The following is a 26,584-nucleotide window of genomic DNA, read 5'->3' on the forward strand; positions in this document are numbered from 1 at the left end:
GGTGCGTCGTTGGCGCCGTTGATGGTGATGGTCACGGTGGCGGTGTCGAAACCACCGTTGCCGTCGAGGACCGTGTAACTGAAGGTGTCGGTGAAGGTTTCGCCGTCATCGAGACCTTGTGCGGCGGCGCTCGGGGTGTAGGTGAATGTTCCTGTGCCCGAATCGAAGACGAGCGATCCGTGTGCCGGTTGGGTGAGTGATCCGACGAACGGTGTGAGCGGGTCGTTTTCGGCGTCGGTGTCGTTGTTCAACAAGTTGGTGAGGTTGAAGGTCAGCGGCGGGGAGTCCTCCCCGGTGCTGAAGGCATCGTCGACGGCGACGGGTGCGTCGTTGGATCCGGTGACGGTGATGGTGACCAGGCCGGTGTCGGTGGTGGTGCCGTCGGAGACGGTGTAGGTGAAGGTGTCGTCGAACGAGTCGCCGGCGCCGAGGGCTTGGGCGTTGGCGCCGGGGGTGTAGGTGAACGTGCCATCGCCGTTGTCGACAACCGAACCGCCACTGATCGGTGGGGTGAATCCGATGACGGTCAGGGCATCTCCGTCGGCGTCGGTGTCGTTGGTGAGGACGTTGACGCCGACCGAGCTGTCTTCGTCGGTGGTGGCAGCGTCTGCACCCGCCACGGGTGCGTCGTTGGCGCCGGTCACGGTGATGGTGACGAGGCCGTCCGTCATGGTGGTGCCGTCGGAGACGGTGTAGGTGAAGGTGTCGGTGCGGGTTTCGCCGTCGTCGAGGTCTTGGGCGTTGGGGGTGTAGGTCCAGGTGCCGTCGCCGTTGTCGGTGACTGAACCGCCGTTGGTGGGCTGGGTGAAGCCGACGACGGTCAGGGTGTCGCCGTCGATGTCGGTGTCGTTGGCGGCGAGGTAGACGTTGGGGTCGCCGGTGAGGACGCCGTCTTCGCCGACGGTGAATGCGTCGGGATTGGTGATGGGTGCGTCGTTGATGCCGGTGACGGTGATGGTGACCAGGCCGGTGTCGGTGGCGGTGCCGTCGGTGACTTCGTAGGTGAAGGTGTCGGTGAGAGTGTCTCCGGCGCCCAGTGTTTGGGCGTTGGTGCCGGGGGTGTAGGTCCAGGTGCCGTCGCCGTTATTGGTGACAGCACCGCCGTTGGTGGGTGTGGTGAAGGAGACTGCGGTGAGATTTTCGAGGTCGACGTCGGTGTCGTTGCCGGCSAGGTAGAAGTTGGGGTCSCCGGTCAGTGAGTGGTCTTCGTCGGTGGTGAACGCGTCATCAACCGCCACGGGTGCGTCGTTGRCGCCGKTSACGGTGATGTTGACAGTGCCGATGTCGGTGCCACCGTGACCGTCGGAGAGGGTATAGGTGAAGCTGTCCTGCAACGACTCCCCGTCGTCGAGTGCTTGGGCATTGGCGCCGGGCGTGTAGGTCCAGGTGCCGTCCCCGTTGTTCGCGACAGCACCGCCATTGGTGGGTTGGGTGAACGACACAGCGGTCAGTGTGTCGCCGTCGACGTCGGTGTCATTGCCCGCCAGGTGGACATTCGGATTGCCGGTCAGCGGGTGGTCTTCGTCGGTGGTGAACGAATCGTCCACAGCGACCGGCGCATCGTTGACCGAACCGACCGTGATGGTGACCGTCGTGGGAGCCGCAGCGTGCGCCCCACCACCGAAGAATCCGCCCAAGCCGTGCATATGCCAGGGGCTGGCTTCATCGGACACCGTGTACGTGAACGTGTCGGTGCCGTTGAAGTTCGCGTCGGGGGTGTAGGTGAAGGTGCCGTTCGGGTTGAGGGCCACCGAGCCGTTGGCAGGCTGGGTGTAGTCGGTCACGGTCAATACGTCGCCGACGCCGAGGTCGCCATCGGTGTCGTTGGACAACACCGGGATGGTCACGCCGGTGTCTTCATTGGTGCCGATGTTGTCGGCCACGCCGTTGGGGGACTGGTTGAAGAAGGTTCGTGCCAATTCGCGCTGAGCCCAACCCAATACGACGAACAGCATGACCGGTGGCGCGGGAGTCCCCGGGCCGGGGTTCAACAGCCCGTTGAAGAACATCGAAATCGCGGTCGCCGCAATGTTGGCCAACGCTGCCGGCGCCCCCATCAGCGCTTCGATCGGATTGTCGGGTTGGTCGACCAACGCCGCGGGCGCGGGTGTTCCCGACGCGGTCGCCAGTGACAATTGCGAGGTGAAGCTGGTACCGGCCGCCGTGCTGAAGGTCTGAAGGTTGGGTTGTCCGCCGGACAGTCGTGCGGCACCGTTGCCGGGCTGGTTCGTTTCGCCGTTGTTATGGATGACTGTCGTTGTTGTGGTGCCGGTCAGCAGAGGGGTGACGTGGCCCGATTGGTTGGGTATCACGTTCGGAGTCGGGTTGCCCTGCGGTGCGGCAGGGGTGGTGGTGCCGGTGGGCGCGACGTAGCCGGATTCGGTTTGCGACGTGGTTGGGGTGGTACCGCCGGACGGTATTCCGTTGTTGACCAACGGTTCCTGCGTCGGGCTCGGAGTCGGTGTCTGCGAATGTGTCGTCGGCGTCTGTGTGGTGCCGCTGCCGGACCCGTTCTGCGCACCGCTACCGGTGAGTTGTGCCCCACCGCTGACGGAGACCTGCATTTCGGACGGGCTTGAGGTGTTCGACGGTTGTTGCGAGCCGGAATGTTCGGGCAGTTGCATTTCCGGGACTGTGGGGCCGCTGGAACCGGCGCCTGTGCCCGAACCCGATCCATTGCCGCCGGGCTCGGCGGGCGGATCTTGAGGATTGGGAGGATCGTTGGGGGTGTTTTCTGTGGACTCAGAACCGTTTTCGGCCGACGCCACCGCCGGGATGCCGAGGCCGTAACCGGTGGCGACCGCCGCGCCCAACCCCAACGCAACTGCCAACGCGCCGACCCGTCCCACATACCGTCCGTATCCCGGACCGCTCACGAGGACAGGGGCGGGCGCCGCAGCGACGGCGGGAACCTCTGGCTGCATTTTCGCTGCGCGGCGCGCCTTGCGGTTGATGCGCGTGGACGTGGCCTGGCGATGGCGAGTTGTCATGAGGTCCCCTTGATCGACCCGAATCGCCGATGTCCCGGCGATGCAGCAAACCATAGGACCGCATCTGTCGGGTTGGCTAGTGTTTCCTGCATATTTCCTGAATGTCGTCCTATCGGATGACAGCGCATATTTAACGCGTCAATATGAACTCGAATTGTTTTGCTGTCACATGCAAATAGATCGACTTGTCGTTTAGGGCTGCCGCGGAGATCCGCTGCTGCGGGGCGGCAGCCAACTTTGCATGAAGGTGGCGCATGAACCATCTGTATGGCCAGTTAAATGCTACTTTCAGGGTCGCCGCGGCCGGGAGTTGCCGCCGCGTCGGCGTGCTGTGCAAAGGCCGCTCGGCGGTGATCACTCCCGTCTGGTGCCAAATATGCCGCGGTGGTTGATTATTTTCTCGGGTAGCTGACAAATAATTTTTGCGAACGTTAATAGAATTTAGATAAGTTAGCCGGAAGGCTTCTAATTTGTCGATCTTGACAATAAGGTTCAGCCCGACAGCTAACTCATAGCGAACGCCATGTCTCGATCGGGAAAGTCTCGGGTCGGTACGCGTCTGCCTAGGTCGATCCGACGTGGTCGACCATCTGGTCGCTGATGACCCGCTTCGCGCCGATCGCCAAGCTCTGTGGTGGTGAATTCCACCGGGGTGCAGGATGATTCGATCCACCACCGAATGCGCTCTGCCGTGGAGCTACCGAAACCTTTGTGTTCGAATAGGTTTGGTCAACCGAAGCGCCTGGCGGTCGGTAGGGAAAGCGGCGGGCCGATTCGGCGGCGTTCGGTCACCACTCGGCTGTCACGGCGGCGTGGATCCTGAGGGTGCAACAAATCCGCGAGTTGGTGGTCCACTCCCCGGCAGCGCCGTACCGTGATGTCGACAGGAAAACAGCTCAAGTGTTCGCGAGGATTGATGACGCATCTCGACTCGATGAGGCGCTCCGTGATGGTAGGGGCGGCAGCGTGCCTGGCGCTCGCCGCCACGGCCGCGTGCGTCCGCACGAGTGCGGGCAATCCGGTCGCGGCCGAAAGTGGTGCGGCGGCCCCGACGAGCACGTACCGCCCGCCTGCCACCGGCGCACCTGACTCGCCGGCCTTCGGGGTGGTGCCGACCACTCGTGCGCCGGTGCCGGCCGACACGGTGACATGCGCGCCTGATCAGAAGCCGCGGGTCGGATTCGTCGCGAAGGTCACCGATGCGTCCGCGCCGGTGATCACGGTCCCGGTACCCGATGGCTGGTCCATGCAAGGCGGCAGCGGCGACATCGGCGGCTACCTCAAAGGCCCGGATGGGATGGCCGCCACCATCACCATCGCTCCCACTCCGCTGGATCCTGCGAAAGCTTTCGACGAGTACGCGGATCGGATGATGGCCGAGGCTGCCGTCAGTTCGATCAGCGTGCTGCCCGCCGAACTGTGTCAGTACAGCGGACAGAAGATGCTCGGCGCGTGGTCGGATACTCCGCAGAACGCACTGGAATTCGTCGATCGGGTGGTGCACATCTGGACGAACTCCGGCAACTACCTGGCATCGGTGCATACCGCAGCGCCCACCGGCACAACCGGATTCGACGCCGCCGCCGAATTGCTCTCCGGGGATTTCGAGATCCGCATCCCGTGACACCGAGCGAGCTTGTCGAGATTCCGGGTGGGCGATTCCAGATGGGCGCCATCGGCTTCTATCCCGAGGAGCAGCCGGTCAAGCCGGTGGAGGTCGGACCTTTCGCGATCGAGCGGCATCCCGTCACCACCGCGCAATACGCCGAATTCGTCGATGCCACCGGGTACCGCACTGTGGCCGAGCGACCGATGGATCCGGCGTTGTACCCGGGCGCGAACCCGGCCGATCTGGTCCCCGGCGCCATGGTGTTCCGGCCGACGGCCGGACCGGTAGAGCTGCGGGACTGGCGCCAGTGGTGGGATTGGGTGCCCGGCGCGAACTGGCGTCATCCGTTCGGCCCGGACCGCGCCGCGGCAGCGTCCGACCATCCCGTCGTGCAGGTGGCCTATGCCGATGCGCTGGCCTACGCGGACTGGTCGGGCCGTCGGCTGCCCACCGAAGCGGAGTGGGAGTACGCCGCCCGGGCGGGAACGCACACCGTCTACGCCTGGGGTGACGAGGTCAAACCGGGTGGCGAGTTGATGGCCAACACGTGGCAGGGTGCATTCCCGTACCGCAACGACGGGGCCGCGGGCTGGGTCGGGACATCTCCGGTGGCCACCTTTGCGCCCAACGCGTTGGGCCTGGTGGACATGATCGGCAACGTGTGGGAGTGGACGGCGAGTGAGTTCACCGGGCGGGTGGCCAACCCCTGTTGCCTGCCCGCTGACGACCCGAGCGTCAGTCAGGCGCTCAAAGGTGGATCGCACCTGTGCGCGCCGGAATACTGCCACCGGTACCGTCCGGCCGCCAGGTCGCCGCAGTCCCGGGACACCGCGACCACGCACATCGGTTTTCGCTGCGCCTCCGACCTTTCCTGAGGATATTCTCAGCGCGATTCCATATCTGGGTGAATGATCCCGCGTCCGGCAACCTGGCGGAATGGCTGACGAGCAGGGCACGACGAGCTGGGTGACCCGTGTCGGGTCTGACTGGTGGGCAACAATTCTCGGGCTGGCGATCACCGCGCTTGCGGTCGCCGACCTGCTCCCGAAGATTCCGTTCTGATGAGCACTGCCACCGCCGTCGACGAGACGTTCGAGGACGACGCCGCGTTCACCAGCAAGCGACCGCTGGACTATGTGCCCGGTCTACTGTTGCTGATCGCCGTGGGGCTGGCGGGCAAGTACGCCGAAATCGGCTGGCTGGCACTCGGCAAGAAGTTGCACTGGCATGTGCCCGATATTGAATTCGTGTTGTGGGCCATCCTGATCGGTCTGCTGATCACCAATACCGTTGGGCTGCATCGAATTTTCCGGCCCGGTGTGCTGACCTACCAGTTTTGGCTGAAGGTCGGCATCGTCGCACTGGGTTCGCGATTCGTGTTGGGCGACGTTCTGAAACTTGGTGGTATCAGCCTGGTTCAGATCATCGTCGACATGACGATCGCGGGCACCATCATCATTCTCGCGGCCCGTTGGTTCGGATTGTCCGGCAAACTCGGATCACTGCTGGCGATCGGCACTTCGATCTGCGGGGTTTCGGCCATCGTGGCGTCCAAGGGAGCCATCCGTGCCCGCAACTCCGATGTCAGCTATGCCATCGCGGCGATCTTGGCGCTCGGTGCGGTGGCGCTGTTCGTACTGCCCCCGTTGGGCCACCTGATCGGCCTCAGCGATCACGAGTTCGGGCTGTGGGCCGGTCTGGCCGTCGACAACACCGCCGAGACGACGGCCACCGGCTACCTGTTCTCCGATGAGGCGGGCAAGATCGCCGTCCTGGTCAAGTCGGTGCGCAACGCGCTGATCGGTTTCGTGGTGCTCGGTTTCGCGTTGTACTGGGCCGCCAAGGGTGAGGCCGACGAGCTGGCTCCCGGATTCGGCGCCAAGGCTGCCTTCGTGTGGGAGAAGTTCCCCAAGTTCGTGCTCGGCTTTCTGGCTGTCTCCGCGGTGGCCACCGCAGGGCTGCTGAGCAAGGGGCAACTGGCCAACATCGCGGCCGTGTCGAAGTGGGCGTTCCTGCTCACCTTCGCCGGGGTCGGCCTTTCGACCGACATCCGGCAGATCGCCCGCGCAGGGTGGCGCCCGCTGGTCGTGGCCGTGATCGGCCTGGTCGTGGTGGCTGTGGTGTCGCTGGGTCTGGTGCTTGTGACCTCGCGCATCCTGCATTGGGGTGTGGGCGGAACCTAGCCCTCGAACGTGCACAATGGTCGTTGCCGCTCCATCGGCAGCGGCCATCCTGTGCATTCTCGGGACGGCCTGCGCGGACCATAACCGCAGCAATTTGGTGCTGAGCACCTCGTCACCTAGACTCTAGGGGTTGCCGCGGGCAGACCTCGGTCATATTCGTATGACCCTGAGTGCCCTGCGGAAACAAGACCGCGTACGTCCAGGTCGGTATCTGGCGTGCACACAATCCAGGTCAAGGAGATCGAGTGATTCAGCAAGAATCGCGCGTAAAGATCGCCGACAACACTGGTGCCAAGGAAATCTTGTGCATCCGGGTGCTCGGTGGCTCAGCGCGACGCTATGCCGGCATCGGCGACATCATCGTGGCGACCGTCAAGGACGCCATCCCGGGCGGCAACGTCAAGAAGGGCGACGTCGTCAAGGCCGTCATCGTGCGGACCGTCAAGGAACGTCGTCGTGCCGACGGCAGCTACATCCGCTTCGACGAGAACGCCGCCGTCATCATCAAGAACGACAACGACCCGCGCGGCACCCGCATCTTCGGGCCGGTCGGTCGCGAACTGCGTGAGAAGAAGTTCATGAAGATCGTTTCGCTTGCCCCGGAGGTGTTGTAAATGAAGGTGCACAAGGGCGACACCGTCCTCGTCATCTCGGGCAAGGACAAGGGCGCCAAGGGCAAGGTCCTGGAGGCCTACCCGACCCGCGAGAAGGTTCTCGTCGAGGGCGTCAACCGGATCAAGAAGCACACCGCTCAGTCCCAGAACGAGCGTGGCGCATCCTCGGGCGGCATCGTCACGCAGGAGGCCGCGATCCACGTCTCCAACGTGATGGTCGTCGACTCTGACGGCAACCCGACCCGCATCGGCTACCGCGTCGACGAGGAGTCCGGCAAGAAGGTCCGGGTTTCCAAGCGCAATGGCAAGGACATCTGACATGACCACCGTAGAAAACACCGCCAAGGTGCAGCCGCGGCTGAAGCAGCGCTACCGCGAAGAAATCAAGGACGCACTCAACCAAGAGTTCTCCTACGCCAACGTGATGCAGATCCCGGGCGTGGTGAAGGTCGTCGTGAACATGGGTGTCGGTGACGCCGCCCGTGACGCCAAGCTGATCAACGGCGCGGTCAAGGACCTCGCGCTGATCACGGGCCAGAAGCCCGAAATCCGCAAGGCCCGCAAGTCGATCGCACAGTTCAAGCTGCGTGAAGGCATGCCGATCGGTGCGCGCGTCACGCTGCGCGGCGACCGGATGTGGGAATTCCTGGACCGCCTGGTGTCGATCGCGCTGCCGCGTATCCGCGACTTCCGCGGGCTGAGCCCCAAGCAGTTCGACGGCAACGGCAACTACACCTTCGGACTCGCCGAGCAGTCGGTGTTCCACGAGATCGACGTGGACGACATCGATCGGCCCCGCGGCATGGACATCACCGTGGTCACCACGGCGACCAACGACGATGAAGGTCGGGCGCTGCTGCGGGCCCTCGGCTTCCCGTTCAAGGAGAACTGAGCAATGGCAAAGAAGGCTCTGGTCAACAAGGCCAACAAGAAGCCGAAGTTCGCGGTGCGCGGCTACACCCGCTGCAACAGGTGCGGTCGCCCGCACTCGGTGTACCGCAAGTTCGGCCTGTGCCGAATCTGCCTTCGCGAGATGGCGCATGCGGGCGAACTGCCCGGCGTGCAGAAGTCCAGCTGGTAACCAGCATTCATTCGATTTCAAATTTCGGTAGGCCCACTGTGCCCAATGGCCATGTGGGAACCGCCGCAAGGAAGGTGAACCGGCTGTCATGACGATGACCGATCCCATCGCAGACTTCTTGACGCGTCTGCGTAACGCCAATTCGGCGTACCACGACGAGGTGACTCTGCCCCACTCGAAGATCAAGGCGAACATCGCCGAGATCCTCAAGAAAGAGGGCTACATCTCCGATTACCGCACCGAGGATGCTCGTGTGGGCAAGGCCCTGGTGGTGCAGCTCAAGTACGGCCCAAGCCGTGAGCGCAGCATCGCCGGCCTCCGCCGCGTGAGCAAGCCCGGTCTGCGGGTTTATGCAAAGTCCACCAATCTGCCTCGGGTGCTCGGCGGCCTGGGCGTGGCGATCATCTCCACGTCCTCGGGTCTGCTCACCGACCGACAGGCAGCGCGAACCGGCGTGGGCGGCGAAGTCCTCGCCTACGTCTGGTAGGGGAACAGAAACATGTCGCGTATTGGAAAGCAGCCGGTTCCGGTTCCCACCGGAGTCGATGTGGCCATCGAAGGCCAGAACGTGTCGGTGAAGGGCCCCAAGGGAACCCTGAACCTGGATGTTGCGGAGCCGATTGTGGTGTCCCGCAACGACGATGGTGCCATCGTCGTGACCCGGCCGAACGACGAGCGGCGCAACCGCTCGCTGCACGGGCTGTCGCGCACGCTGGTCGCCAACCTGATCACCGGTGTCACCGAGGGCTACACCACCAAGTTGGAGATCTTCGGCGTGGGTTACCGCGTCGCGCTCAAGGGCGCCAACCTGGAGTTCGCGCTCGGCTACAGCCACCCGGTGCTCATCGAGGCGCCCGAAGGCATCACTTTCGCGGTGGAGACGCCCACCAAGTTCTCGGTGACTGGCATCGACAAGCAGAAGGTCGGCCAGATCTCCGCGGTCATCCGTCGCCTGCGTCGCCCCGACCCGTACAAGGGCAAGGGCGTGCGCTACGAGGGTGAGCAGATCCGCCGCAAGGTCGGAAAGACAGGTAAGTAACCCATGGCTACCACGAAGACTGAAGCCCCCAACCGTAAGCCGGTGGGGCAGAACATCTCCGAGACGCGTCGTATCGCGCGTCTGCGCCGCCACGCCCGGCTGCGCAAGAAGGTCGAAGGCACGGGCACCACGCCGCGCCTGATGGTCAACCGCTCCGCGCGGCACATCCACGTGCAGCTCATCGACGACGCGACCGGCACCACGCTGGCCGCTGCCTCGTCGATCGAAGCCGACGTGCGTGCCGTCGACGGTGACAAGAAGGCCGTCAGCGCCCGGGTCGGTCAGCTGATCGCCGAGCGCGCCAAGGCCGCCGGCATCGAGGCTGTGGTGTTCGACCGCGGTGGGTACACCTACGCGGGACGTATTGCCGCACTTGCCGATGCCGCGCGTGAAGGCGGGCTGAAATTCTGATGACTGTTAACGAGAGGACTGCATGATGGCCGAGCAGGCTGGCGCCGGTTCGGCGCAGGACAATCGCGGCGGTCGTGGGGATCGTGACGGCCGTGGCCGTCGCGACGACCGCGGTGGTCGTGGTCGCGGTGACGACCGCGGCGAGAAGAACAACTACATCGAGCGCGTTGTCACCATCAACCGCGTCTCCAAGGTGGTCAAGGGTGGTCGGCGCTTCAGCTTCACCGCTCTGGTCATCGTCGGTGACGGCAACGGAATGGTCGGCGTCGGCTACGGCAAGGCCAAGGAAGTTCCGGCCGCCATCGCCAAGGGTGTCGAGGAAGCTCGCAAGAACTTCTTCCGCGTCCCGCTGATCGGCGCAACCATCGTGCACCCGGTGCAGGGTGAGGCCGCGGCCGGTGTCGTGATGCTGCGTCCGGCCAGCCCGGGTACCGGTGTCATCGCCGGCGGCGCGTGCCGCGCGGTGCTGGAATGCGCCGGCGTGCACGACGTTCTGGCCAAGTCGCTGGGTAGCGACAACGCGATCAACGTGGTGCATGCCACCGTTGCGGCGCTGAAGATGATTCAGCGGCCCGAAGAGGTGGCGGCCCGTCGTGGTCTGTCCATCGAAGATGTCGCGCCGGCCAGGATGCTTCGGGCCCGTCGCGAGAGCGAGGCGCTGGCCGCTGTGGCCGCGCGTGAAGGAAATGCGTGATCATGGCTGAACTGAAGATCACCCAGGTGCGCGGAACCATCGGCGCACGCTGGAACCAGCGCGAAAGCCTGCGGACCCTCGGACTGCGGAAGATCCGTCAGTCGGTGGTTCGTGAGGACAACGCGCAGACCCGCGGTCTGATCAAGGCCGTCCATCACCTCATCACGGTTGAGGAGGTCTAGGAAGATTATGAGCGTTATCAAACTGCACGACCTGAAGCCGGCGCCGGGCGAGAAAACCGCCAAGACGCGCGTCGGACGTGGTGAAGGCTCCAAGGGTAAGACCTCGGGTCGCGGCACCAAGGGCACGAAGGCCCGCAAGAACGTCCCGTCGACGTTCGAGGGTGGCCAGATGCCGATCCACATGCGGCTGCCCAAGCTGAAGGGTTTCCGTAACCGGTTCCGCACCGAGTACGGCGTCGTCAACGTCGGCGAGCTCGCCAAGGCATTCCCGGAGGGCGGCACCGTCGGTGTCGCCGAGCTGGTGGCCAAGGGCCTGGTGCGCAAGAACGTCCTGGTGAAGATTCTCGGCGACGGCAAGCTGTCCGCCAAGGTCGATGTCACCGCGCACAAGTTCAGTGGGAGCGCCCGCGAGGCGATCACCGCTGCCGGCGGCTCGGCGACTGAGCTGTAACAGCTCCACAGTCTCCACACGAMCGGCCCCCGCTTCGGCGGGGGCCGTTTGCGTTGTGCGCCATCAGTCCTCGGAGCGCAGCTGTCCTTTGCGCATCATGTCGTTCACGGCGACGCCCCACCGGGCCAGTTGGTCGGGCGAGGTGAACGGCGCCGGCAGATGCCGGTCGATGTGCGAACGCAGCAGCACGGTTCCGAAGAACAACAGCACCGGATTCAGCGCCGCCCAGGTGTGGTCCAGATCGTCGCGGGTGAGCCCCTCGTCGGCGCGCAGCTGCCAGCGGACCATGCCCTGCTCGATCAAGGTGTCGAAGATCAACGACCCGACCGGGGTGTCCTCCACAAGTGCCCGGGCCAGATAGTCGACGACGGTGGTGTGCTGCACCAGCAGCGCCGTCACCTGTTGGCCGAAGGCGTCGAGCGTGGTGGGACCCGGGCCGGAGGCCAGCGTTGTCCGGAGCACCTGAGTGACATGTCGGTCCACGGCGTCCACGAGTCCGGCCTTGGTGCCGAAATGGTGCTGGACCAGTCCGATCGACACGCCCGCCGCGCACGCCACCTCACGCAACGAGGTGGCTCCGACACCTTGCGCGGCGAAGCTGACGAGCGCCGCATCGCGGATCTTGTCGACATTCGACGCAGCCGGATCGGGTTTCTCCTCCGGCGGCCAGCGGGTCACCGACTCACCGTATAGCCCGACGTGGCAAGTACAAACGTATCGTGCGACAATACGTACGTATTGGCCTGCCGGGGGACGAGGGGTCGGGCAGGCCAATACCCATACCTTCCCGCGCGCTGTCCGTTCATGTTTCAGGTCAGCCGCGGAATCACTTCAGCCGCAAGGCGTTCCATCTGTTCGCGGTCCTCGGCGACCGTCGCGCCGAGCGGATTCAACAGGATGGTCTGGGCGCCCGCCGCGATCACCTCGGTAAGTCCGCGCACCACATCGGCGGGGGTGCCCGCGACGGCCACTGCGTCCAGTCCCGTGGCGCGCCCGTAGATCCGGTGCAGACCGCCCAGGGCCCGATCCCAGGCCAGCGATCTGTCGTCGTCGACGATCAGATACACCCGCTTGCCGATGGTGAAGCGACTCGCGTCCTTCTCCTGTTCGTCGAGTTCGCGGCGCAAGGTGTGCACCGCGGTGGCGAATGCCGCAGTCGTGGACGAACCAGCTCCGAGAAACGCATCCCCGTGCCGCACCGCGCGGGCCAGCGCGGCGGGGGCATTGGCCCCGAACCAGATCGGCGGGTGCGGCCGCTGCACCGGTTTCGGCACGATGTGCAGGTCGTCGACGTCGCGGAACCGGCCGTGGAAGGTCAGCCTCGGCTCTTCTGACCACGCTGCCTTCATCAACTCCAGTCCCTCGACGAAACTCGAGACGAACGACGAGCCGTCGACGCCGAACGCCGGGAACTGGCGCCCGCCGCCACCGGGGGCCACCCCGAGGTCCAGCCGGCCGTGACTGAGGTGGTCCACCGCCGTGACCGCCGAGGCAAGTTGCAGCGGGTCATGCAGGGAGGTGACCAGGACGGCCACTCCCAGCCGCAGCCGGGTCGTGCACGCCGCGGCGTAGGCCAGCAGCTCCAGCGGCGCGATCAGCGGTGCCGGCCCGACGGTCTGCTCCAGCGTCCACCCGCCGTCGAAGCCGAGCTCCTCGGCCCGGGTCAGGTAGTCCTTCACGCCCGTGGCGTCGAACGTGCCGCCGTCCGATGCGGTGCCGAGAAGCTGCGGCATAGAAATGGAGAACCTCACCGGGTCACGGTACGACTGATCCGGCGCCGGTGTGTGGTGGCCGGCGATCGGTACGCTCGGGAGATGTTCGGATTCCTTCCCGGTACAGCAGAACTGCGCGCCATCGTCCGCAAGGTGGACACCGTCCGGCACAACGGGGTGCCCGACGGGTGTGTGCTCGAGTTGGATCTCCAGGCGGTGCCGCCGGAGACCACGGGTTTCGACCCGATGACGCTGCTGTCGGTCGGAGGGAAACCGATGACGCTGCGCCGCGCGGTTGCGGCGATCCACCGCGCCGCGAAGGACGACCGGGTGGCCGGGCTGATCGCCAGGGTCCAGATCCCGGCGGCCGCACCGGGTCCGGTGCAGGAACTGCGGGACGCCATCGTCGCGTTCGGCGCCGAGAAGCCGACGCTGGCCTGGGCGGAGACCTACCCCGGCACGCTGTCCTACTACCTGGCCTCGGCGTTCCGCGAGGTGTGGATGCAGCCGTCGGGCACTGTCGGGCTGGTCGGTTTCGCCACCAACGCCACGTTCCTGCGCGACGCACTGGACAAGGTCGGCATCGAGGCCCAGTTCGTGGCGCGCGGCGAATACAAGTCGGCGGCAAACCTTTTCACGCAGGACAGCTACACCGACGCGCACCGGGAAGCCGACAGCGCGATGATCGAGAGCCTGCACGCGCAGGTGCGGACTGCGGTGGCGGCGTCGCGGCACCTCGATGCCGCTGCGGTGGACGCACTGGCCGACAAGGCGCCCTTGCTGCGTGATGATGCGGTCACCGGGGGACTGCTCGACCGCATCGGGTTCCGCGACGAGGCCTACGCCCGCATCGCCGAACTCGGTGGCGGCGCCGCGGTGGCAGACGGCGACGACGCGCCACCCCGGTTGTTCCTGTCCCGGTATGCGCGGGCGACAGCTGCCAAACCTGTGCCGAGCATTCCCGGTCTCAAGACCAAGCCGACGATCGCAGTGGTCACCCTGCACGGGCCCATCGTCAGTGGCCGCGGCGGACCGGGGGTGCTGCCGATCGGGAACTCCAATGCGGGTGGGGACACCATCGCCGCCGCTCTGCGTGACGCCGTCGCCGATGACGATGTCTCGGCGATCGTGTTGCGGGTGGACAGTCCGGGTGGCTCGGTGACGGGCTCGGAAACCATTTGGCGCGAGGTGGTTCGGGCCCGAGCAGCGGGCAAGCCGGTGGTCGCGTCGATGGGTGCCGTCGCCGCCTCCGGCGGCTACTACGTGTCGATGGCAGCCGATGCGATCGTCGCCAACGCGGCAACCATCACCGGCTCGATCGGCGTGGTCACCGGCAAGTTGGTGGCCCGTGAGCTCAAGGACCGGCTCGGGGTGGGCACGGATTCGGTGCGCACCAACGCCAATGCCGACGCCTGGTCGGTCAACGCGCCGTTCACCGAGGAACAGCACGCCCACGTCGAGGCCGAGGCCGATCTCTTCTACACCGATTTCGTGCAGCGGGTCGCCGACGGTCGCAAGCTCGCCGTCGAGGATGTCGACGCCGTGGCCCGCGGCCGGGTATGGACGGGCGCCGACGCGAAGGATCGTGGCCTCGTCGACGAACTCGGCGGACTGCGCACCGCGATCGCCCGGGCCAAGGTGCTGGCCGGTCTGCAGCCCGACGCCGCCGCCAGGCTGGTCGGTTACCCGGGATCGTCGCTGCTGGATGTGTTGCGGCCCAAGGCCTCATCGCAACCCGTCGCGGCGTCGGTGCCCCAGGCGCTCGGCGCGTTGCTGGGCCGTTCGGTGGTCGGAGCGTTGGACCAGGCGCAGAGCGCGGTCACCGGGGTGACCGCGCTGTGGCTGGGGGACTACCGCTTCTGAGTGCCGCTGATGTAGATGATCTCGGCCATCGGGTTGTCCACGACGAATTCGGGTAACGGCAGTCCGTAGCGGGCGAAGAGTTCGGCGCGTGGTTCGCCCGTCATCTCCCAGCCTCTGGCGCCCAGATAGTCGGCGGCCGAATGCCTTTCGCCCGGGTATACCAGCGACGACATATCCAGGTCGAGGCCGAGCGCCTTCATGCTCACGGCCTCGTCGCGCACCGCTTCGGGGTCGAAGTTCCGCAGACCGGGCACAAACTCGGTGGCCGCGGTACTACCGGGGGCGCTGAGCCCGTCGATGACGTCGAACAGGCGGTCCTGGGCTTCCGGGGGCAGATAGATCAGCAGTCCCTCGGCCAGCCACGCTGCGGGTGCGCCCGGGTCGAAGCCCGCCTTCTTCAAGGCAGCGGGCCAGTCCTCGCGCAGGTCGATCGACACGGTACGGCGCTCGGTCGTCGGTTCCGCGCCGATCCCGGCCAGCGTGCTGGTCTTGAAGTCGATGACATCGGGCTGGTCGATCTCGTACACGACAGTGCCTGCGGGCCAGTTCAGCCGGTACGCCCGCGAATCCAGACCCGAAGCCAGGATGACCACCTGGCGGATGCCCGTCGCGGTGGCGGCGAGCAGATACTCGTCGAAGAACTTCGTTCGCACGGCCATCTCGTCGATGTTGGCGCGGGCCCGTTTGGCGGCTTCGGGCGCGATATCGGTCAGGTCGAATTCACCGTCGATCATCTTGGTGAAGAAGTCGATGCCGACGGCACGGACCAGTGGGGCCGCGTAGGGATCATCGATCAGACCGTGTGGTTCGGTGCTGGCGATGGCGCGCCCCGCGGCCACCAGAGTTGCGGTGGCTCCCACGCTAGAGGCCACGTCCCAGGAATCGCCTTCGGTACGGACCATCATCACTCTCCCAGTGTTGCGGACAGGTACCCAGAGTCTCCGCCGAATGTGCGCCATTCGTCATCTGGTTGCTCGAATCCGTTGGCGGCGAAAGCATCATCACTCTTGAGCACGGACGTCAGCCAGCCGTGCTGCCGCAGATACGTAGCCGCCGACGCACGCTTGCCCGTGTAGAACAGCTCGGCGAGATTGATCCCCGTCCCCGCCCGCTGTGATCGTTCGGTGAGCTTTTCGGCCCAGTTCGCGGGCAGCGACGTCATGTCCATCTCCTCGGTCGCCAGCCGGCTGCCCGGCGCGGACAATGCGGTGATGCTGTCGAACAGGCGATCCTGGGCCTCGGGCGGCAGATACACCAGCAGCCCCTCGGCGATCCAGGCGGTGGGCAGGGTGGGGTCGAATCCGTTGTCGCGCAACGCCGTGGGCCAGTCCTCGCGCAGGTCGATGCTCACGGTCCGGCGGTCCGCCGTCGGTTCCGCACCGAGGTTGGTCAGTGTGCTGGTCTTGAAGTCGATGACCTCGGGTTGGTCGATTTCGAACACCACGGTGCCGGCCGGCCAGTCCAATCGGTAGGCGCGGGTGTCCAGCCCGGAGGCCAGGATCACGGCTTGGCGGATACCCGCCGCGGTGGCACCGGTGAAGAAGTCGTCGAAGAATCTGGTCCGCACCGCCATCTGCTCGCGCATGTGCCGGCGGGTGAACACCGGTTCGGCCGCGGCCGGCAGATCGTCGTCGACCAGTTTGACGAACGCCTCGAGCCCGACGGCGCGCACCAGCGGCTCGGCCAGGGGATCAGCCAGCAGGGGTGCGGGGCCCTGGGATGCGATGGCGCGAGCGGCGGCCACCGCGGTGGCGGTGGCTCCCACGCTGGAGGCGAGGTCCCAGGTGTCGCCGTCGGAGCGCGCTGTGGTGTTGGAAGCCATGCAATGTCCTTCAGTCACGAATTGCGGTGATGGATACGGAGTGCCGTAGAGGGTTGGCCAGTTCGGGGAACTGCCGCCCGTAGTCGGCGAACACGTCGCTGCGGTTGCGGCTGTGTGCACCTGCCAACCACGCTCAGTCAGGTAATCGACGACGTCGTTGCGTTCGCCTTTGTAGAACAGTTCGGACAGGTCGACGTCGAAACCCTGGGTGCCCCACTGCCCGACCATCTCCTTGGCGCGTTCACCCAGCGACTGGCCGAAGTCGCCGCCGTGGTACTCGGTGGCGAGGCGGCTGTCCGGTGAGGACAACGCGGTGATCTCGTCGAAGAGCCGATCCTGGGCCTCGGGCGGCAGGTACATGAGCAAGCCCTCGGCGCTCCAGGCGGACGGGGCCGACGCGTCGAATCCGGCCTGGCGCAACGCCGTAGGCCAATCCTCACGCAGGTCGATCGCGACGGTGCGGCGTTCGGCCGAGGGCGACGCACCGAGTGCCGCCATCGACTGACTCTTGAACGCGATGACCTCGGGCTGGTCGATCTCGTAGACGACGGTGCCCGCGGGCCAGGCCAACCGGTAGGGCCGGGTGTCCAGGCCGGACGCCAGGATGACGGCCTGCCGGATGGCGGTGTCGCCGGCGGTGACAAAAAAGTCGTCGAAGAAGCACCGCCGAGGTCTTCCAGCCGAGGCTGTCCAGGTGGGTGGCGGCATCGGTGCGGTCGCCGATGTAGACGAGTTCACTGAAGTCCAGGTCGAATCCGTGCTCGGACCATTTGTCGGTCACCGACTGCATGCGCTCCCGCACCTCGTCCATGTCGACGTCACCTGTGCTCGGCACCGCCTCCGCGGCCACCCAGCTGCCCGGGGCGCTGTTCTCGGTGATCAGCTCCAGCAGTCGGTCCTGGGCCTCTGACGGCAGGTAGCCGAACAGACCCTCGGCGATCCAGGCGGTCGGTGCGGCCGGGTCGAAGCCCGCGGACAGCAGCGCCGACACCCAGTCGTCACGCAGGTCGACGGCCACCGTGCGGCGTTCCGTGGTCGGCCGCGCACCCAGGTCGGTCAGCGTCCGGGTCTTGAACTCGATGACCTCGGGCTGGTCGATCTCGTACACGACGGTGCCCGCGGGCCAGTCCAGGCGGTAGGCGCGCGCGTCCAGTCCGGAGGCCAGGATCACTGCCTGCCGGACGCCGGATGCGACTGCCTGATCGAAGAACTCGTCGAAGAACCGCGTGCGCGCGGCCATGCCGTTGGCGAACCGGACGATGTTCATCGACGGATCGTCGCCGAGGTCCGCTTCGGTGAGTTCGCCGTCGACGAGCTTGGTGAAGAAGTCGACGCCCACCGCGCGCACCAACGGGGCGGCGAACTGGTCGTTGATCACCGGATCCGGCGCGGCCGAGGCGATTGCTCGGGCGGCCGCCACCATGGTCGCGGTGGCGCCGACGCTGGACGCCAGATCCCAGGTATCGCCCTCTACGCGTGCCATCAGAAGACCCCTCTCGCATTTTACTTAGCTGATGTAATGAACGCTTCCGACTGTACGCCTCGAAACTGAATGCTTCCTTTCGGAACGAAGGGCGCCGACCGAACACAAAACGAGGCCCCCGGCAGTGCTGCCGGGGGCCTCGCGTCATGCAGTGTGCGGATTACGCAGCGGAGCTGTGCTCTCCGGCCGACGAAGCGGACGAACCTTCCGAGCTGCCGCCTTCGGGCTTGCGGTGCTTGCCGCCGGTCGAGGCCTTCTTGCCGGTGGAGGCCGACGGGGTCGAATCGGCGTCGTCCTGGCGGGCGTGCTTGCCGTACGAGCTCTTCTTGCCGGTGCTCTGCTTGCCGGTTTCCGAATCCTTGGCGTCCTTGGCGTCCTTGGCGTCCTTGGTGTCCTTGACCTCGGTGGTGTCCTTGACCTCGGTCGGGTTCTTGACCTCGGTGGTGGTGTCCTTGACGTCGGTCGGATCCTTCACCTCGGTGGTGGTGTCCTTGACCTCTGTGGCGTCCTTGACCTCGGTCGCATCCTTCGCGTCCTTGGCGTCCTTCTTGGTGCCGGTCACCTCGTCGGCGGTGGTCGCCGTGCTGTCCTCGGTCGACGACTTGGCGGTCGGCAGAGCCAGCGTCGAGACGCGCTCGCTCTGGACGAACGTCGCGGCCGTGGAGGTGGCGGACGCCGGGTTGAACAGGTTGCCGATGGCCTTGGCGTTGTAGCTCAGGAGGGTCTGCGGCAAGGCGAGGACCTTCTTGAACGCCGCGACCTCGTCGGTCCAGGCCTTCTGCAGGTTGGCCGGGACCTGGTCCCAGTTGCCCTTGTAGATGTTGCCCAGCGCCAGGTTCAGGCCGGTGACGAAGTTCGTCAGACCGCCGAGGGTGCTCAGCGTCGTGTTCAGGTTGTTGAACGGGATGCCGAGCACGACAAGGAGAGCGGACGCCGACGGCGCCTGGGCCGTCGGGAGGGCCGCGGCAGTGGAGACGACGGACTTGTTGGTGGCGGCGACAGCCAAGCTGCCACCGTTCAAGCTGCTGAGGAAGTTCCCGATGACCGTGGCGTCGTACTTGATCAGCGTCTGCGGCAGCCGCAGCACCTTCTGGAAGGCGGCGACCTCGTCGGTCCAGGCCTTCTGCAGGCCCGCCTGGACCTGGTCCCAGTTGCCCTTGTAGATGTTGCCGAGCGCCTGGTTCAGGCCGGTGACGAAGTTCGTCAGACCGCCGAGGGTGCTCAGCGTCGTGTTCAGGTTGTTGAACGGAATGCCGGCGACGAGCAACAGGTTCTGAAGCGCCGCAGAGGCGGCCGTCAGGTCATACGGCTGGTCCACCGCCGACACCGTACGGTGCGGGGCAACGGGGGCTGCAGCTGCAGCCGCAGCGTGCGGCGGGGCGACAATCAGTGACGCGGTGATGCACAGCGAGCACACACCAGCCGTCAGCGAAGCGGGCTTATTCACGGCAGAAACTCCCGGGGTCTGGGTAAGTTTGACAGCCAGAAAATACCTCAGGTTTTGCTAATCCACTACCTAGCAAGGCTTTTAAATCCGGGGCGATTGAATCAGCAAGCCTTCTACCAGCGATTCGCTTCGAACGGTCCAGGGGAGTTCGCCAAATGTTCACCGAATCATACGGCGCCGGAGCGGATTTCGGACTCCAGAGAGTTGCTGTGCGCAGCCTTGCGAAAGCGGCTCTAGCCCGTCCGGCACGGCTCTCGCCGCGTGATTGTGCGACGAAAAATATTGACATTTAATGAATTCCGAGGTGGTGCGGCAAGATCAAAAGCAGGCCAACCGATTTCAATTCACCTCATTCACTCGGGGCTCCGAAACGACAAAGAGACCATATCCCGATGGATTGAAACCCATTGGGATACAGTCTCTTTCGCGCCAAGGATCTGGCGATTGATTGTCAGCCCGGCGGTGGTGGCACCGGGGCGGGGGGAGCGCCGGCCGCTGGTGGCACCGGGTCGGGCAGGTACTGGCCGAGTCCGGGCGGGATGTTGGTCCCAGGGACAGGCGCGGTACCCGGCAACGGCTCACCGAGCTGCTGCTGCGGCAGCTGGCCGAGCAGTCCGCCCCGGAGCCTGCCGTCGCGGTACAAGTCGATGTACCGGCCCAGCCATTCCCGACGGCTCACGTCTGCGTGCTCCTCGCCGGGTGCGACGTCGAACTGCTCGCATTTACCGGGAGCCGAAGGAACTTCGCACTGCGGCAGCCCGTAGGCGTTGTTGAACGGGTTCAGGTTCGGCACCGTGCCGGGCCCGGCGCCGGGAGCGGCGGGTGCCGCGAGCTGACCCAGAACGGTGGTGCGGTCCAGGCCGTCCACTGCGGGAGCGCCGAGGCCGCCAGGGACATCGGCGGCCGGAACTCCGTTCTGCGCCAACACATTGAACCCACCGGGTCCGAGCGGCGCGCCGATGACCGGCACGTTCGGAGCGGGCGGGGGAGGTGGACCGGGATCCACGGGGGCCGGCGCGGGGACCGGTGGCAGAGGCTCCGCAACGGCGGCCGCCGGGAAGGCGACCGCCGCTGCGAATGCGACTAGACCAGCTGCCGTTGCCACCGCGTACCGGGTGTGCGCTGAGCGATCTGGTGTAGAGACCATGTCGATGTCAGACGGCCTTGGTCACGCCGTAGTAGGCCACGATGTCATCGGTGTCCTCGGTGGCGCTCGTCAAGGTCGCGTACGACCGCAGGAACGACTGTCCCACGCAACCGTCGACCTTGATGTGGGTGTCTTTGATGGTCACACGCACCGGTGCCGCCTTGTATTCCTTCTTGTTGACGGCGACGTTGGAGACCGTGCCGGGCTTGGCGTGGATCTCGATGGTGCCGGACAAGGGGAAGGAGACGCCGGTGGGGATGAGGCCACCGGTCAGGGACGAGCCGGAGGTGCTGATACCGGCGGAACCGATCAGGCGGACCTGGCCGAGCTCGATACCGCAACCGATCTGGTAGCCGGCCTCCAGCGTGCCGCCCTTGAGGGTGGTCTTGCCGGAGCCGGTCACCGTGCCGGTGAAGGTGCCGCCCACGAGGTATTCACGAGAGGACACCGCGGTGGTCAGGGGCGCCACCGGCAGCTGGGTCTCGTCCTTGGCGACCACGTTCAGCACCCAGCCGTCCGGGGTGGTCACGATGCCGGGCTCCGCCGAGGCGACGATGCCGTTGTCCGGCGGGGGGCCGACGTCGTCGACGGGCGGGTCGGCCAGTGCGAGCGGCGCCGTCGCGAGCGGCAGTGCCATGCAAGCGGCAACTGTGGCAAAACGCTTCAACATTTTCTCTTCCGTTCCGGTGCGCATGTGTCAGACGGCCTTGGTGACGCCGAGGTACGTGATGATGTCGTCGGTGTTGTCCGTCGAGCTGGTCAACGTCGCGTACGAGCGGATGAACGACTGGCCCGCGCACTGATCGGTCTTGATCCGCACGCCGGTGATCGTGATGCGGGTTTCTTTGCCCTTGAACTTCTTCTTGTCAATGGCGACCGTGGTGACCGTGCCGGGCTTGAGGTAGATCTTGCCCTGCAGCGAGACGCCGAAACCGGCAGTTGCGTTGCCCGTGAACGGGATTCCGATACCGGGCGAGAAGCTGGCGCCGGGGTTGATCTCGACCTCGTCGGAGATGATGCCGCAACCGATCTGCTCGCCGGCTTCGAACGATCCACCGGTCAGCTTGGTCTTGCCGCCGCCGGAGACCTTGCCGGTGAACGTTCCGGCGATCAGGTATTCGCGGGAGGAGATGGCGGTGGTCAGCGGGGCGACCGGCAGCTGGGTCTCATTCGTGCCGGTGACCTCGAGGCGCCAGCCGTCCGGCGTCACCAGGACTCCGGGAGGGCCGGACGGAACGCGGCCTTCGTCCGGCAGCGGGTTGGTGGCATTGAGTGCAGCCGCCGGATCAGCGGGGGCCGGGGGCGGTGGCGGGTCAGCCTGTGCGAGAGGTGCCGTCGCAACCGGCACCAGCACGCAGGCAGCCAGAGCGGCAAGATGTTTGTACATGGTGGTGATTTCGCCCTCTCATGTTCGGAATACCGAAGGTCCAACAGTTCTGTAACGAATACGTCGCGTCGGAGCCTCTAATGGCCGGGTTTCCGGATGGTGAACGGAGGGGAAATTGTTCACGCCTTGTACCTATCGAGTGAGCGTCTTGGAGCTGGGCTTCTTTCCGGAATCACATGCACCCCCAATGAATTCCACAGAGCGACGCAAGCGAATGGACGACGGCTGGAAACTACCCGTTGGGTGTTCGTTCACCATTTGGACACCTGATGAATGGACCGTGAGTCGCATTGCTGTCTCAGGGCCCGTACGGGCCGGCTCGTCACGAGACCGAATGCAATTGGAGGAATGTCTTGAAGTCAGCGCGATGGAGTGGAAAGGTCGCGGCGGCATCGCTCGTCGCGCTCAGCATCGGATTGACCAGCGCGGCAACGGCGTATGCCGATGACCTCGATGGCGAGCCGGCTCCCGCTCCGGTGCAGGGCGCACCGGTGCAGGTCGGCGCAGTGACATCGGACAACGCAGACCCGGCCGCCGTGGCCGCGTGCGCGCAGTTCGCCCAGGTGCTCGACGGTTCCTCGACCTACTACGAGAGCTTCGCCGAGTCCTTCGAAGGCTCGGACTACGGCGATCCGGCGGTCGCGAGCAGCAACACGACCGGCCGGACCGCGCTGCGCGAAGCGGCCGGGCTGTCCATGGACGCCGCCAACACCCCGGGACTGCCGGGGGACGTCGCCGACCCGATGCGCTCCTGGTCGCTCGGCGCCACCAAGTTGCTCGTCAAGATGGGCCTGCGGATCCCCGGCGACAGCCTGAACAACACCGTGACGGAGATGAACAATCAGGCCACCCTCACGCAGGAGGCCTGTGCCCGGGCCGGGACGCACGCCTGACCCGGTGAAGTTCATTGTTCTCGGGGCGCTCGCGCTCAGCCTCGGGCTGGCCGGTTGCTCCGACGGGATGGCCTCGGAAGCCTCGAAGCCGCCGAAATCGGTGGCGGACTCCGCCTTGCCCGGTCTGCTGCTCACTGCCAAGGACGTCGACACCGTCATGGGTGTCTCCGGCATGACGCCGCAGAATCCGGTGGACGTGATGGGCGACCATCGCAACCTGCTGCCGAACCTCAACTGTCTGGGTGTGTGGCAGGTCAACGAGGCGCCCATCTACGACCCGAGCCATTTCAAGACGCTCCGCCAGCAAATGCTCCGCACACCCAACGCGGACAACTGGGACAGCCTGGCGGTGCAGTCGGCGGTCACCTACCGCACGGCAGACGCAGCGCAGGCATTCTTCAACGACTCGGCGGACCGGTGGTCCAAGTGCGCCGGTCACACGGTGAACATCCGGCTCAACGAGCAGGCGCTGCCCAAATGGGTGAGCGGCAACCTCGACAAGACCGACAGCCTGCTATCGATGCCGTACACGCGGACCGACGGAGATCAGGTCAGGTCGTGCCAGCGCGCCCTCGCGGTCGCCGCCAACGTGATCCTCGACATCCAGGCCTGCAAGCCCGCACAGCCGGAGCCGATCACCGCGGCGGTCGACATCGCCGACAAGATCGAATCGAAGATGCCCCGATGATCAGGTATGCCGGGAGCCGGTTTCCCCGGCGGGGCGCCGGCGTGCGACTGTTACTCTCGTAGACTGTTTGACGCGCGACTGTGCAGGCTGGGAGCAGCTGATCGGGGCACCGCGCACGACTTGACCAAACGCTGGATCAACCAGCCCCATTGGCACGCCGCGACAAGTGCTCGGCTGCGCAGGAGGAAGAGTGCTTTCGGCTTTCATTTCGTCGTTGCGGACGGCCGACCTCAGGCGCAAGATTCTTTTCACTCTTGCAATCGTGATCCTGTACCGCGTCGGCGCATCGATCCCGTCACCCGGGGTCAACTACCCGAACGTGCAGAAGTGCATCGAGCAGGTCAGCGGTGGTGACTCGGCGCAGATCTACTCGCTGATCAACCTGTTCTCCGGTGGTGCGCTGCTGCAGTTGACGGTGTTCGCCGTCGGCGTGATGCCCTACATCACGGCCAGCATCATCGTGCAGTTGCTGACGGTGGTCATCCCGCGCTTCGAACAGCTGCGCAAGGAAGGCCAAGCCGGCCAGGCCAAGATGACGCAGTACACGCGTTATCTGGCGGTTGCGCTCGCCATCCTGCAGGGCACCAGCATCGTGGCGCTGGCCGCCAACGGTGGCCTGCTGCAGGGCTGCAACCTGGACATCATCGATGACACGTCGATCTTCGGCCTGATCGTCATCGTGCTCGTCCTGACGGCCGGCGCATCGCTGGTCATGTGGATGGGCGAGCTGGTCACCGAGCGCGGCATCGGCAACGGCATGTCGCTGCTGATCTTCGCCGGTATTGCCGCGCGGATCCCGTCCGAGGGCAAGACCATCCTGGACAGCCGCGGTGGCATCGTCTTCGCCGCGGTCTGCGTCGCCGCACTGGCGATCATCGTCGGCGTGGTGTTCGTGGAGCAGGGTCAGCGACGCATCCCGGTGCAGTACGCCAAACGCATGGTGGGCAGGCGCATGTACGGCGGCACGTCGACCTATCTGCCGCTGAAGGTCAATCAGGCCGGCGTCATCCCGGTGATCTTCGCGTCCTCGCTGATCTACATCCCGCACCTGATCACCCAGCTGATCCAGAGTGGGCGGACCAGCCCCAGCAACGGCTGGTGGGACCAGTTCGTCGCCAACTACCTGACCAACCCCGCGGACCCTGTCTACATCGCGATCTACTTCGGTCTGATCATCTTCTTCACGTACTTCTACGTCTCCATCACGTTCAACCCCGACGAGCGGGCGGACGAGATGAAGAAGTTCGGTGGCTTCATCCCCGGCATCCGGCCGGGCAAGCCCACCGCGGACTACCTGCGCTATGTGCTGAGCCGTATTACTCTTCCGGGATCGATCTACCTCGGTGTGATCGCCGTGCTGCCCAACCTGTTCCTCGAGATCGGCAACTCCGGATCGGTGCAGAACCTGCCGTTCGGCGGTACGGCGGTGCTGATCATGATCGGTGTCGGCTTGGACACGGTCAAACAGATCGAGAGCCAGCTCATGCAGCGCAACTACGAAGGGTTCCTGAAGTGAGAATCGTTTTGCTCGGCCCGCCAGGTGCCGGAAAAGGCACGCAGGCCGAGAAGCTCGCCGAGAAGCTCGGGATCCCGCAGATTTCCACCGGTGACCTGTTCCGCTACAACATCAGCAACGGCACCCCGCTCGGGCTGGAAGCCAAGAAGTACCTGGACGCCGGGGACCTGGTGCCCGCCACGCTCACCAACGCGCTGGTCGATGACCGCATCGATGACGAGGACGCGGCCGGCGGGTTCATCCTGGACGGTTTCCCGCGTTCGGTAGAGCAGGCCGAGGCGCTCAAAGAGATGCTCGCCAAGCGCGGCCTCACCCTCGACGCGGTCGTCGAATTCCGGGTGCCCGAGGACGAGCTGGTCGACCGCCTGAAGGGCCGCGGCCGGGCCGACGACACCGAAGACGTCATCCGGAACCGATTCAAGGTGTACCGGGACGAGACGGCGCCGCTGCTGGACTATTACGCAGGTGAACTCAAGACGGTCGAAGCCGTGGGTTCCCTGGACGAGGTGTTCGCTCGGGCGCTGCAGGCGCTCGGCCGCTGAAGTAGTCGATCATGATTTCGGTGCCTGGCCGGCGCAAGACCGTTGCCCAGCGCAGTGCGGGCGAACTCGATGCGATGGCCGCCGCGGGCGCGTTGGTGGCCGCCGCGTTGCGAGCAGTACAGAAAGCGGCGGCGCCCGGGGTATCCACCGGCGAGCTGGATCGCATCGCCGAATCGGTGATCCGAGACGGCGGCGGCGTGCCGTCGTTCCTCGGTTATCACGGGTATCCCGCGACGGTCTGCGCTTCGGTGAACGCCCGGGTCGTGCACGGTATCCCGTCCGATGACGAAGTCCTGGCCGAGGGCGACCTGGTGTCCATCGACTGCGGGGCAATCCTGGAGAAGTGGCACGGCGACTCAGCGGTGACCTTCGGCGTCGGTGCGTTGATCCCCGCTGATGAACTGTTGTCGGAAGCAACCCGACTGTCCATGGAAGCCGGGATTGCCGCGATGGTGCCCGGCAATCGGCTGACCGACGTCTCGCACGCCATCGAGACCGGGACACATGCCGCCGAGGCGCGCCATGACCGCAAGTACGGCATCGTCGAAGGCTACGGCGGTCACGGGATCGGTCGCGAAATGCACATGGATCCGTTCCTGCCCAACGAGGGCGCACCGGGACGTGGCCCGTATCTGGCCGTCGGATCGGTACTGGCCATCGAGCCCATGCTGACGCTGGGTACGGCCAAGACCAAGATCCTGGACGACGAGTGGACCGTCGTCACGACCGATGGCTCGCGGGCCGCGCATTGGGAGCACACCGTCGCGGTCACCGATGACGGGCCACGCATTCTCACGCTCCACCCGGCATAGTCGCTCACCGCCGGATCA

The 26,584-nt window shown here is 65.6% G+C and carries 29 protein-coding genes and 2 pseudogenes; 20 read left to right on the forward strand and 11 right to left on the reverse strand.

All coding sequences use genetic code 11. From position 1 onward, the window contains the following. A partial coding sequence (locus AC1DY7_RS29040; RefSeq protein WP_477497223.1) for a cadherin-like domain-containing protein occupies window positions 1–2,990 on the reverse strand: 2,990 nt, incomplete at its 3' end. 916 nt (window positions 2,991–3,906) lie between these two features. Between AC1DY7_RS29040 and AC1DY7_RS29045 the strand changes: the two genes are divergently transcribed. The 14 genes from AC1DY7_RS29045 to rplO all read left to right on the forward strand — a co-directional run bounded on the left by AC1DY7_RS29045 (window position 3,907) and on the right by rplO (window position 11,254). Then, entirely contained in the window at window positions 3,907–4,614 is a 708-nt protein-coding gene (locus tag AC1DY7_RS29045; protein WP_477497224.1) for a hypothetical protein, read from the forward strand. Then, entirely contained in the window at window positions 4,611–5,474 is an 864-nt protein-coding gene (locus AC1DY7_RS29050; protein ID WP_477497225.1) for a formylglycine-generating enzyme family protein, read from the forward strand. The genes AC1DY7_RS29045 and AC1DY7_RS29050 overlap by 4 nt, the downstream gene beginning before the upstream one ends. Before the next feature lie 61 nt (window positions 5,475–5,535). After that, the gene (locus AC1DY7_RS29055; protein WP_477497226.1) at window positions 5,536–5,661 is read left to right on the forward strand and encodes a hypothetical protein; all 126 of its coding nucleotides are present in this window, start codon (window positions 5,536–5,538) and stop codon (window positions 5,659–5,661) included. Next, the gene (locus AC1DY7_RS29060; protein ID WP_477497227.1) at window positions 5,661–6,782 is read left to right on the forward strand and encodes a YeiH family protein; all 1,122 of its coding nucleotides are present in this window, start codon (window positions 5,661–5,663) and stop codon (window positions 6,780–6,782) included. The genes AC1DY7_RS29055 and AC1DY7_RS29060 overlap by 1 nt, the downstream gene beginning before the upstream one ends. 245 nt (window positions 6,783–7,027) lie before the next feature. Further along, window positions 7,028–7,396 (forward strand): 50S ribosomal protein L14, encoded by a 369-nt coding sequence (gene rplN / locus AC1DY7_RS29065; protein WP_477497228.1) that lies wholly within the window; start codon window positions 7,028–7,030, stop codon window positions 7,394–7,396. After that, window positions 7,397–7,714, forward strand: a complete 318-nt coding sequence (gene rplX / locus AC1DY7_RS29070; RefSeq protein WP_458709252.1) for a 50S ribosomal protein L24 — start codon at window positions 7,397–7,399, stop codon at window positions 7,712–7,714. Window position 7,715: 1 nt separating this feature from the next. Next, window positions 7,716–8,288: a 50S ribosomal protein L5 gene (gene rplE, locus AC1DY7_RS29075; RefSeq protein ID WP_477497229.1), complete on the forward strand. Its 573-nt coding sequence runs from the start codon at window positions 7,716–7,718 to the stop codon at window positions 8,286–8,288. Window positions 8,289–8,291: 3 nt separating this feature from the next. After that, the gene (locus AC1DY7_RS29080; RefSeq protein WP_425704477.1) at window positions 8,292–8,477 is read left to right on the forward strand and encodes a type Z 30S ribosomal protein S14; all 186 of its coding nucleotides are present in this window, start codon (window positions 8,292–8,294) and stop codon (window positions 8,475–8,477) included. An 88-nt stretch (window positions 8,478–8,565) separates the two neighbouring features. Further along, window positions 8,566–8,964, forward strand: a complete 399-nt coding sequence (rpsH, locus tag AC1DY7_RS29085) for a 30S ribosomal protein S8 (protein ID WP_477497230.1) — start codon at window positions 8,566–8,568, stop codon at window positions 8,962–8,964. Window positions 8,965–8,976: 12 nt separating this feature from the next. Continuing rightward, the gene (gene rplF / locus AC1DY7_RS29090; protein WP_477497231.1) at window positions 8,977–9,516 is read left to right on the forward strand and encodes a 50S ribosomal protein L6; all 540 of its coding nucleotides are present in this window, start codon (window positions 8,977–8,979) and stop codon (window positions 9,514–9,516) included. 3 nt (window positions 9,517–9,519) lie between these two features. Beyond that, a complete protein-coding gene (gene rplR / locus AC1DY7_RS29095; RefSeq protein WP_477497232.1) occupies window positions 9,520–9,927 on the forward strand; it encodes a 50S ribosomal protein L18 in 408 nt (135 codons plus the stop codon). 25 nt (window positions 9,928–9,952) lie between these two features. Further along, on the forward strand, window positions 9,953–10,621 hold the full coding sequence (gene rpsE, locus AC1DY7_RS29100; RefSeq protein WP_477497233.1) for a 30S ribosomal protein S5: 669 nt from the start codon (window positions 9,953–9,955) through the stop codon (window positions 10,619–10,621). A gap of 2 nt (window positions 10,622–10,623) precedes the next feature. Continuing rightward, on the forward strand, window positions 10,624–10,803 hold the full coding sequence (rpmD, locus tag AC1DY7_RS29105) for a 50S ribosomal protein L30 (protein ID WP_477497234.1): 180 nt from the start codon (window positions 10,624–10,626) through the stop codon (window positions 10,801–10,803). A gap of 7 nt (window positions 10,804–10,810) precedes the next feature. Then, on the forward strand, window positions 10,811–11,254 hold the full coding sequence (rplO, locus tag AC1DY7_RS29110; RefSeq protein WP_477497235.1) for a 50S ribosomal protein L15: 444 nt from the start codon (window positions 10,811–10,813) through the stop codon (window positions 11,252–11,254). 63 nt (window positions 11,255–11,317) lie between these two features. Here rplO and AC1DY7_RS29115 read toward each other — a convergent pair whose 3' ends face one another. Continuing rightward, window positions 11,318–11,932, reverse strand: a complete 615-nt coding sequence (locus AC1DY7_RS29115) for a TetR/AcrR family transcriptional regulator (RefSeq protein WP_477497236.1) — start codon at window positions 11,930–11,932, stop codon at window positions 11,318–11,320. A 131-nt stretch (window positions 11,933–12,063) separates the two neighbouring features. Next, complete coding sequence (locus AC1DY7_RS29120; RefSeq protein WP_477497237.1) at window positions 12,064–13,005, reverse strand: LLM class flavin-dependent oxidoreductase; 942 nt, start codon at window positions 13,003–13,005, stop codon at window positions 12,064–12,066. A gap of 63 nt (window positions 13,006–13,068) precedes the next feature. On the opposite strand from AC1DY7_RS29120, the gene sppA reads away from it, so the two are divergent. After that, complete coding sequence (sppA, locus tag AC1DY7_RS29125) at window positions 13,069–14,829, forward strand: signal peptide peptidase SppA (protein ID WP_477497238.1); 1,761 nt, start codon at window positions 13,069–13,071, stop codon at window positions 14,827–14,829. Here the strand turns inward: sppA and AC1DY7_RS29130 are convergent. The 8 genes and pseudogenes from AC1DY7_RS29130 to AC1DY7_RS29165 all read right to left on the reverse strand — a co-directional run bounded on the left by AC1DY7_RS29130 (window position 14,817) and on the right by AC1DY7_RS29165 (window position 22,115). Then, window positions 14,817–15,731 (reverse strand): class I SAM-dependent methyltransferase, encoded by a 915-nt coding sequence (locus tag AC1DY7_RS29130; protein ID WP_477497290.1) that lies wholly within the window; start codon window positions 15,729–15,731, stop codon window positions 14,817–14,819. The genes sppA and AC1DY7_RS29130 overlap by 13 nt on opposite strands. A gap of 2 nt (window positions 15,732–15,733) precedes the next feature. Beyond that, a complete protein-coding gene (locus AC1DY7_RS29135; RefSeq protein ID WP_477497291.1) occupies window positions 15,734–16,651 on the reverse strand; it encodes a class I SAM-dependent methyltransferase in 918 nt (305 codons plus the stop codon). Between the two features lie 120 nt (window positions 16,652–16,771). Then, window positions 16,772–17,320 (reverse strand): annotated as a pseudogene (locus tag AC1DY7_RS29140) (SAM-dependent methyltransferase); the annotation flags it as partial. Beyond that, window positions 17,313–18,134: pseudogene (locus tag AC1DY7_RS29145) on the reverse strand (class I SAM-dependent methyltransferase); the annotation flags it as partial. The pseudogenes AC1DY7_RS29140 and AC1DY7_RS29145, both read right to left, overlap by 8 nt. Before the next feature lie 160 nt (window positions 18,135–18,294). Next, entirely contained in the window at window positions 18,295–19,452 is a 1,158-nt protein-coding gene (locus AC1DY7_RS29150) for a hypothetical protein (RefSeq protein ID WP_477497239.1), read from the reverse strand. Between the two features lie 580 nt (window positions 19,453–20,032). Beyond that, window positions 20,033–20,551: a hypothetical protein gene (locus tag AC1DY7_RS29155; RefSeq protein WP_477497240.1), complete on the reverse strand. Its 519-nt coding sequence runs from the start codon at window positions 20,549–20,551 to the stop codon at window positions 20,033–20,035. Between the two features lie 184 nt (window positions 20,552–20,735). Then, entirely contained in the window at window positions 20,736–21,398 is a 663-nt protein-coding gene (locus AC1DY7_RS29160) for an MspA family porin (RefSeq protein WP_477497241.1), read from the reverse strand. A gap of 27 nt (window positions 21,399–21,425) precedes the next feature. After that, the gene (locus AC1DY7_RS29165) at window positions 21,426–22,115 is read right to left on the reverse strand and encodes an MspA family porin (RefSeq protein WP_477497242.1); all 690 of its coding nucleotides are present in this window, start codon (window positions 22,113–22,115) and stop codon (window positions 21,426–21,428) included. Between the two features lie 353 nt (window positions 22,116–22,468). On the opposite strand from AC1DY7_RS29165, the gene AC1DY7_RS29170 reads away from it, so the two are divergent. From AC1DY7_RS29170 to map, 5 genes are all read left to right on the forward strand, one after another. Beyond that, window positions 22,469–23,008 (forward strand): hypothetical protein, encoded by a 540-nt coding sequence (locus tag AC1DY7_RS29170; protein ID WP_477497243.1) that lies wholly within the window; start codon window positions 22,469–22,471, stop codon window positions 23,006–23,008. A gap of 4 nt (window positions 23,009–23,012) precedes the next feature. Then, the gene (locus AC1DY7_RS29175) at window positions 23,013–23,696 is read left to right on the forward strand and encodes a sensor domain-containing protein (RefSeq protein WP_477497244.1); all 684 of its coding nucleotides are present in this window, start codon (window positions 23,013–23,015) and stop codon (window positions 23,694–23,696) included. 190 nt (window positions 23,697–23,886) lie between these two features. Next, entirely contained in the window at window positions 23,887–25,212 is a 1,326-nt protein-coding gene (secY, locus tag AC1DY7_RS29180) for a preprotein translocase subunit SecY (RefSeq protein ID WP_477497245.1), read from the forward strand. Continuing rightward, complete coding sequence (locus tag AC1DY7_RS29185; RefSeq protein WP_477497246.1) at window positions 25,209–25,754, forward strand: adenylate kinase; 546 nt, start codon at window positions 25,209–25,211, stop codon at window positions 25,752–25,754. The genes secY and AC1DY7_RS29185 overlap by 4 nt, the downstream gene beginning before the upstream one ends. 11 nt (window positions 25,755–25,765) lie before the next feature. Next, window positions 25,766–26,566, forward strand: a complete 801-nt coding sequence (gene map / locus AC1DY7_RS29190; RefSeq protein ID WP_477497247.1) for a type I methionyl aminopeptidase — start codon at window positions 25,766–25,768, stop codon at window positions 26,564–26,566. Window positions 26,567–26,584: the final 18 nt, after the last annotated feature.

Source organism: Mycobacterium sp. P2_H7 (assembly GCF_056403275.1).

Bases quoted from the DNA above. Each gene is read 5' to 3' on its own strand.
- AC1DY7_RS29160 (WP_477497241.1), bottom strand. From the start codon at position 21,398: ATGTTGAAGCGTTTTGCCACAGTTGCCGCTTGCATGGCACTGCCGCTC.
- AC1DY7_RS29165 (WP_477497242.1), bottom strand. From the start codon at position 22,115: ATGTACAAACATCTTGCCGCTCTGGCTGCCTGCGTGCTGGTGCCGGTT.
- rplO (WP_477497235.1), top strand. From the start codon at position 10,811: ATGAGCGTTATCAAACTGCACGACCTGAAGCCGGCGCCGGGCGAGAAA.
- rplR (WP_477497232.1), top strand. From the start codon at position 9,520: ATGGCTACCACGAAGACTGAAGCCCCCAACCGTAAGCCGGTGGGGCAG.
- rpmD (WP_477497234.1), top strand. From the start codon at position 10,624: ATGGCTGAACTGAAGATCACCCAGGTGCGCGGAACCATCGGCGCACGC.
- AC1DY7_RS29055 (WP_477497226.1), top strand. From the start codon at position 5,536: ATGGCTGACGAGCAGGGCACGACGAGCTGGGTGACCCGTGTCGGGTCT.
- rpsH (WP_477497230.1), top strand. From the start codon at position 8,566: ATGACGATGACCGATCCCATCGCAGACTTCTTGACGCGTCTGCGTAAC.
- AC1DY7_RS29080 (WP_425704477.1), top strand. From the start codon at position 8,292: ATGGCAAAGAAGGCTCTGGTCAACAAGGCCAACAAGAAGCCGAAGTTC.
- rpsE (WP_477497233.1), top strand. From the start codon at position 9,953: ATGGCCGAGCAGGCTGGCGCCGGTTCGGCGCAGGACAATCGCGGCGGT.
- rplF (WP_477497231.1), top strand. From the start codon at position 8,977: ATGTCGCGTATTGGAAAGCAGCCGGTTCCGGTTCCCACCGGAGTCGAT.
- rplE (WP_477497229.1), top strand. From the start codon at position 7,716: ATGACCACCGTAGAAAACACCGCCAAGGTGCAGCCGCGGCTGAAGCAG.
- sppA (WP_477497238.1), top strand. From the start codon at position 13,069: ATGTTCGGATTCCTTCCCGGTACAGCAGAACTGCGCGCCATCGTCCGC.
- AC1DY7_RS29130 (WP_477497290.1), bottom strand. From the start codon at position 15,731: ATGGTCCGTACCGAAGGCGATTCCTGGGACGTGGCCTCTAGCGTGGGA.
- AC1DY7_RS29135 (WP_477497291.1), bottom strand. From the start codon at position 16,651: ATGGCTTCCAACACCACAGCGCGCTCCGACGGCGACACCTGGGACCTC.
- rplX (WP_458709252.1), top strand. From the start codon at position 7,397: ATGAAGGTGCACAAGGGCGACACCGTCCTCGTCATCTCGGGCAAGGAC.
- AC1DY7_RS29060 (WP_477497227.1), top strand. From the start codon at position 5,661: ATGAGCACTGCCACCGCCGTCGACGAGACGTTCGAGGACGACGCCGCG.
- AC1DY7_RS29045 (WP_477497224.1), top strand. From the start codon at position 3,907: ATGACGCATCTCGACTCGATGAGGCGCTCCGTGATGGTAGGGGCGGCA.
- map (WP_477497247.1), top strand. From the start codon at position 25,766: ATGATTTCGGTGCCTGGCCGGCGCAAGACCGTTGCCCAGCGCAGTGCG.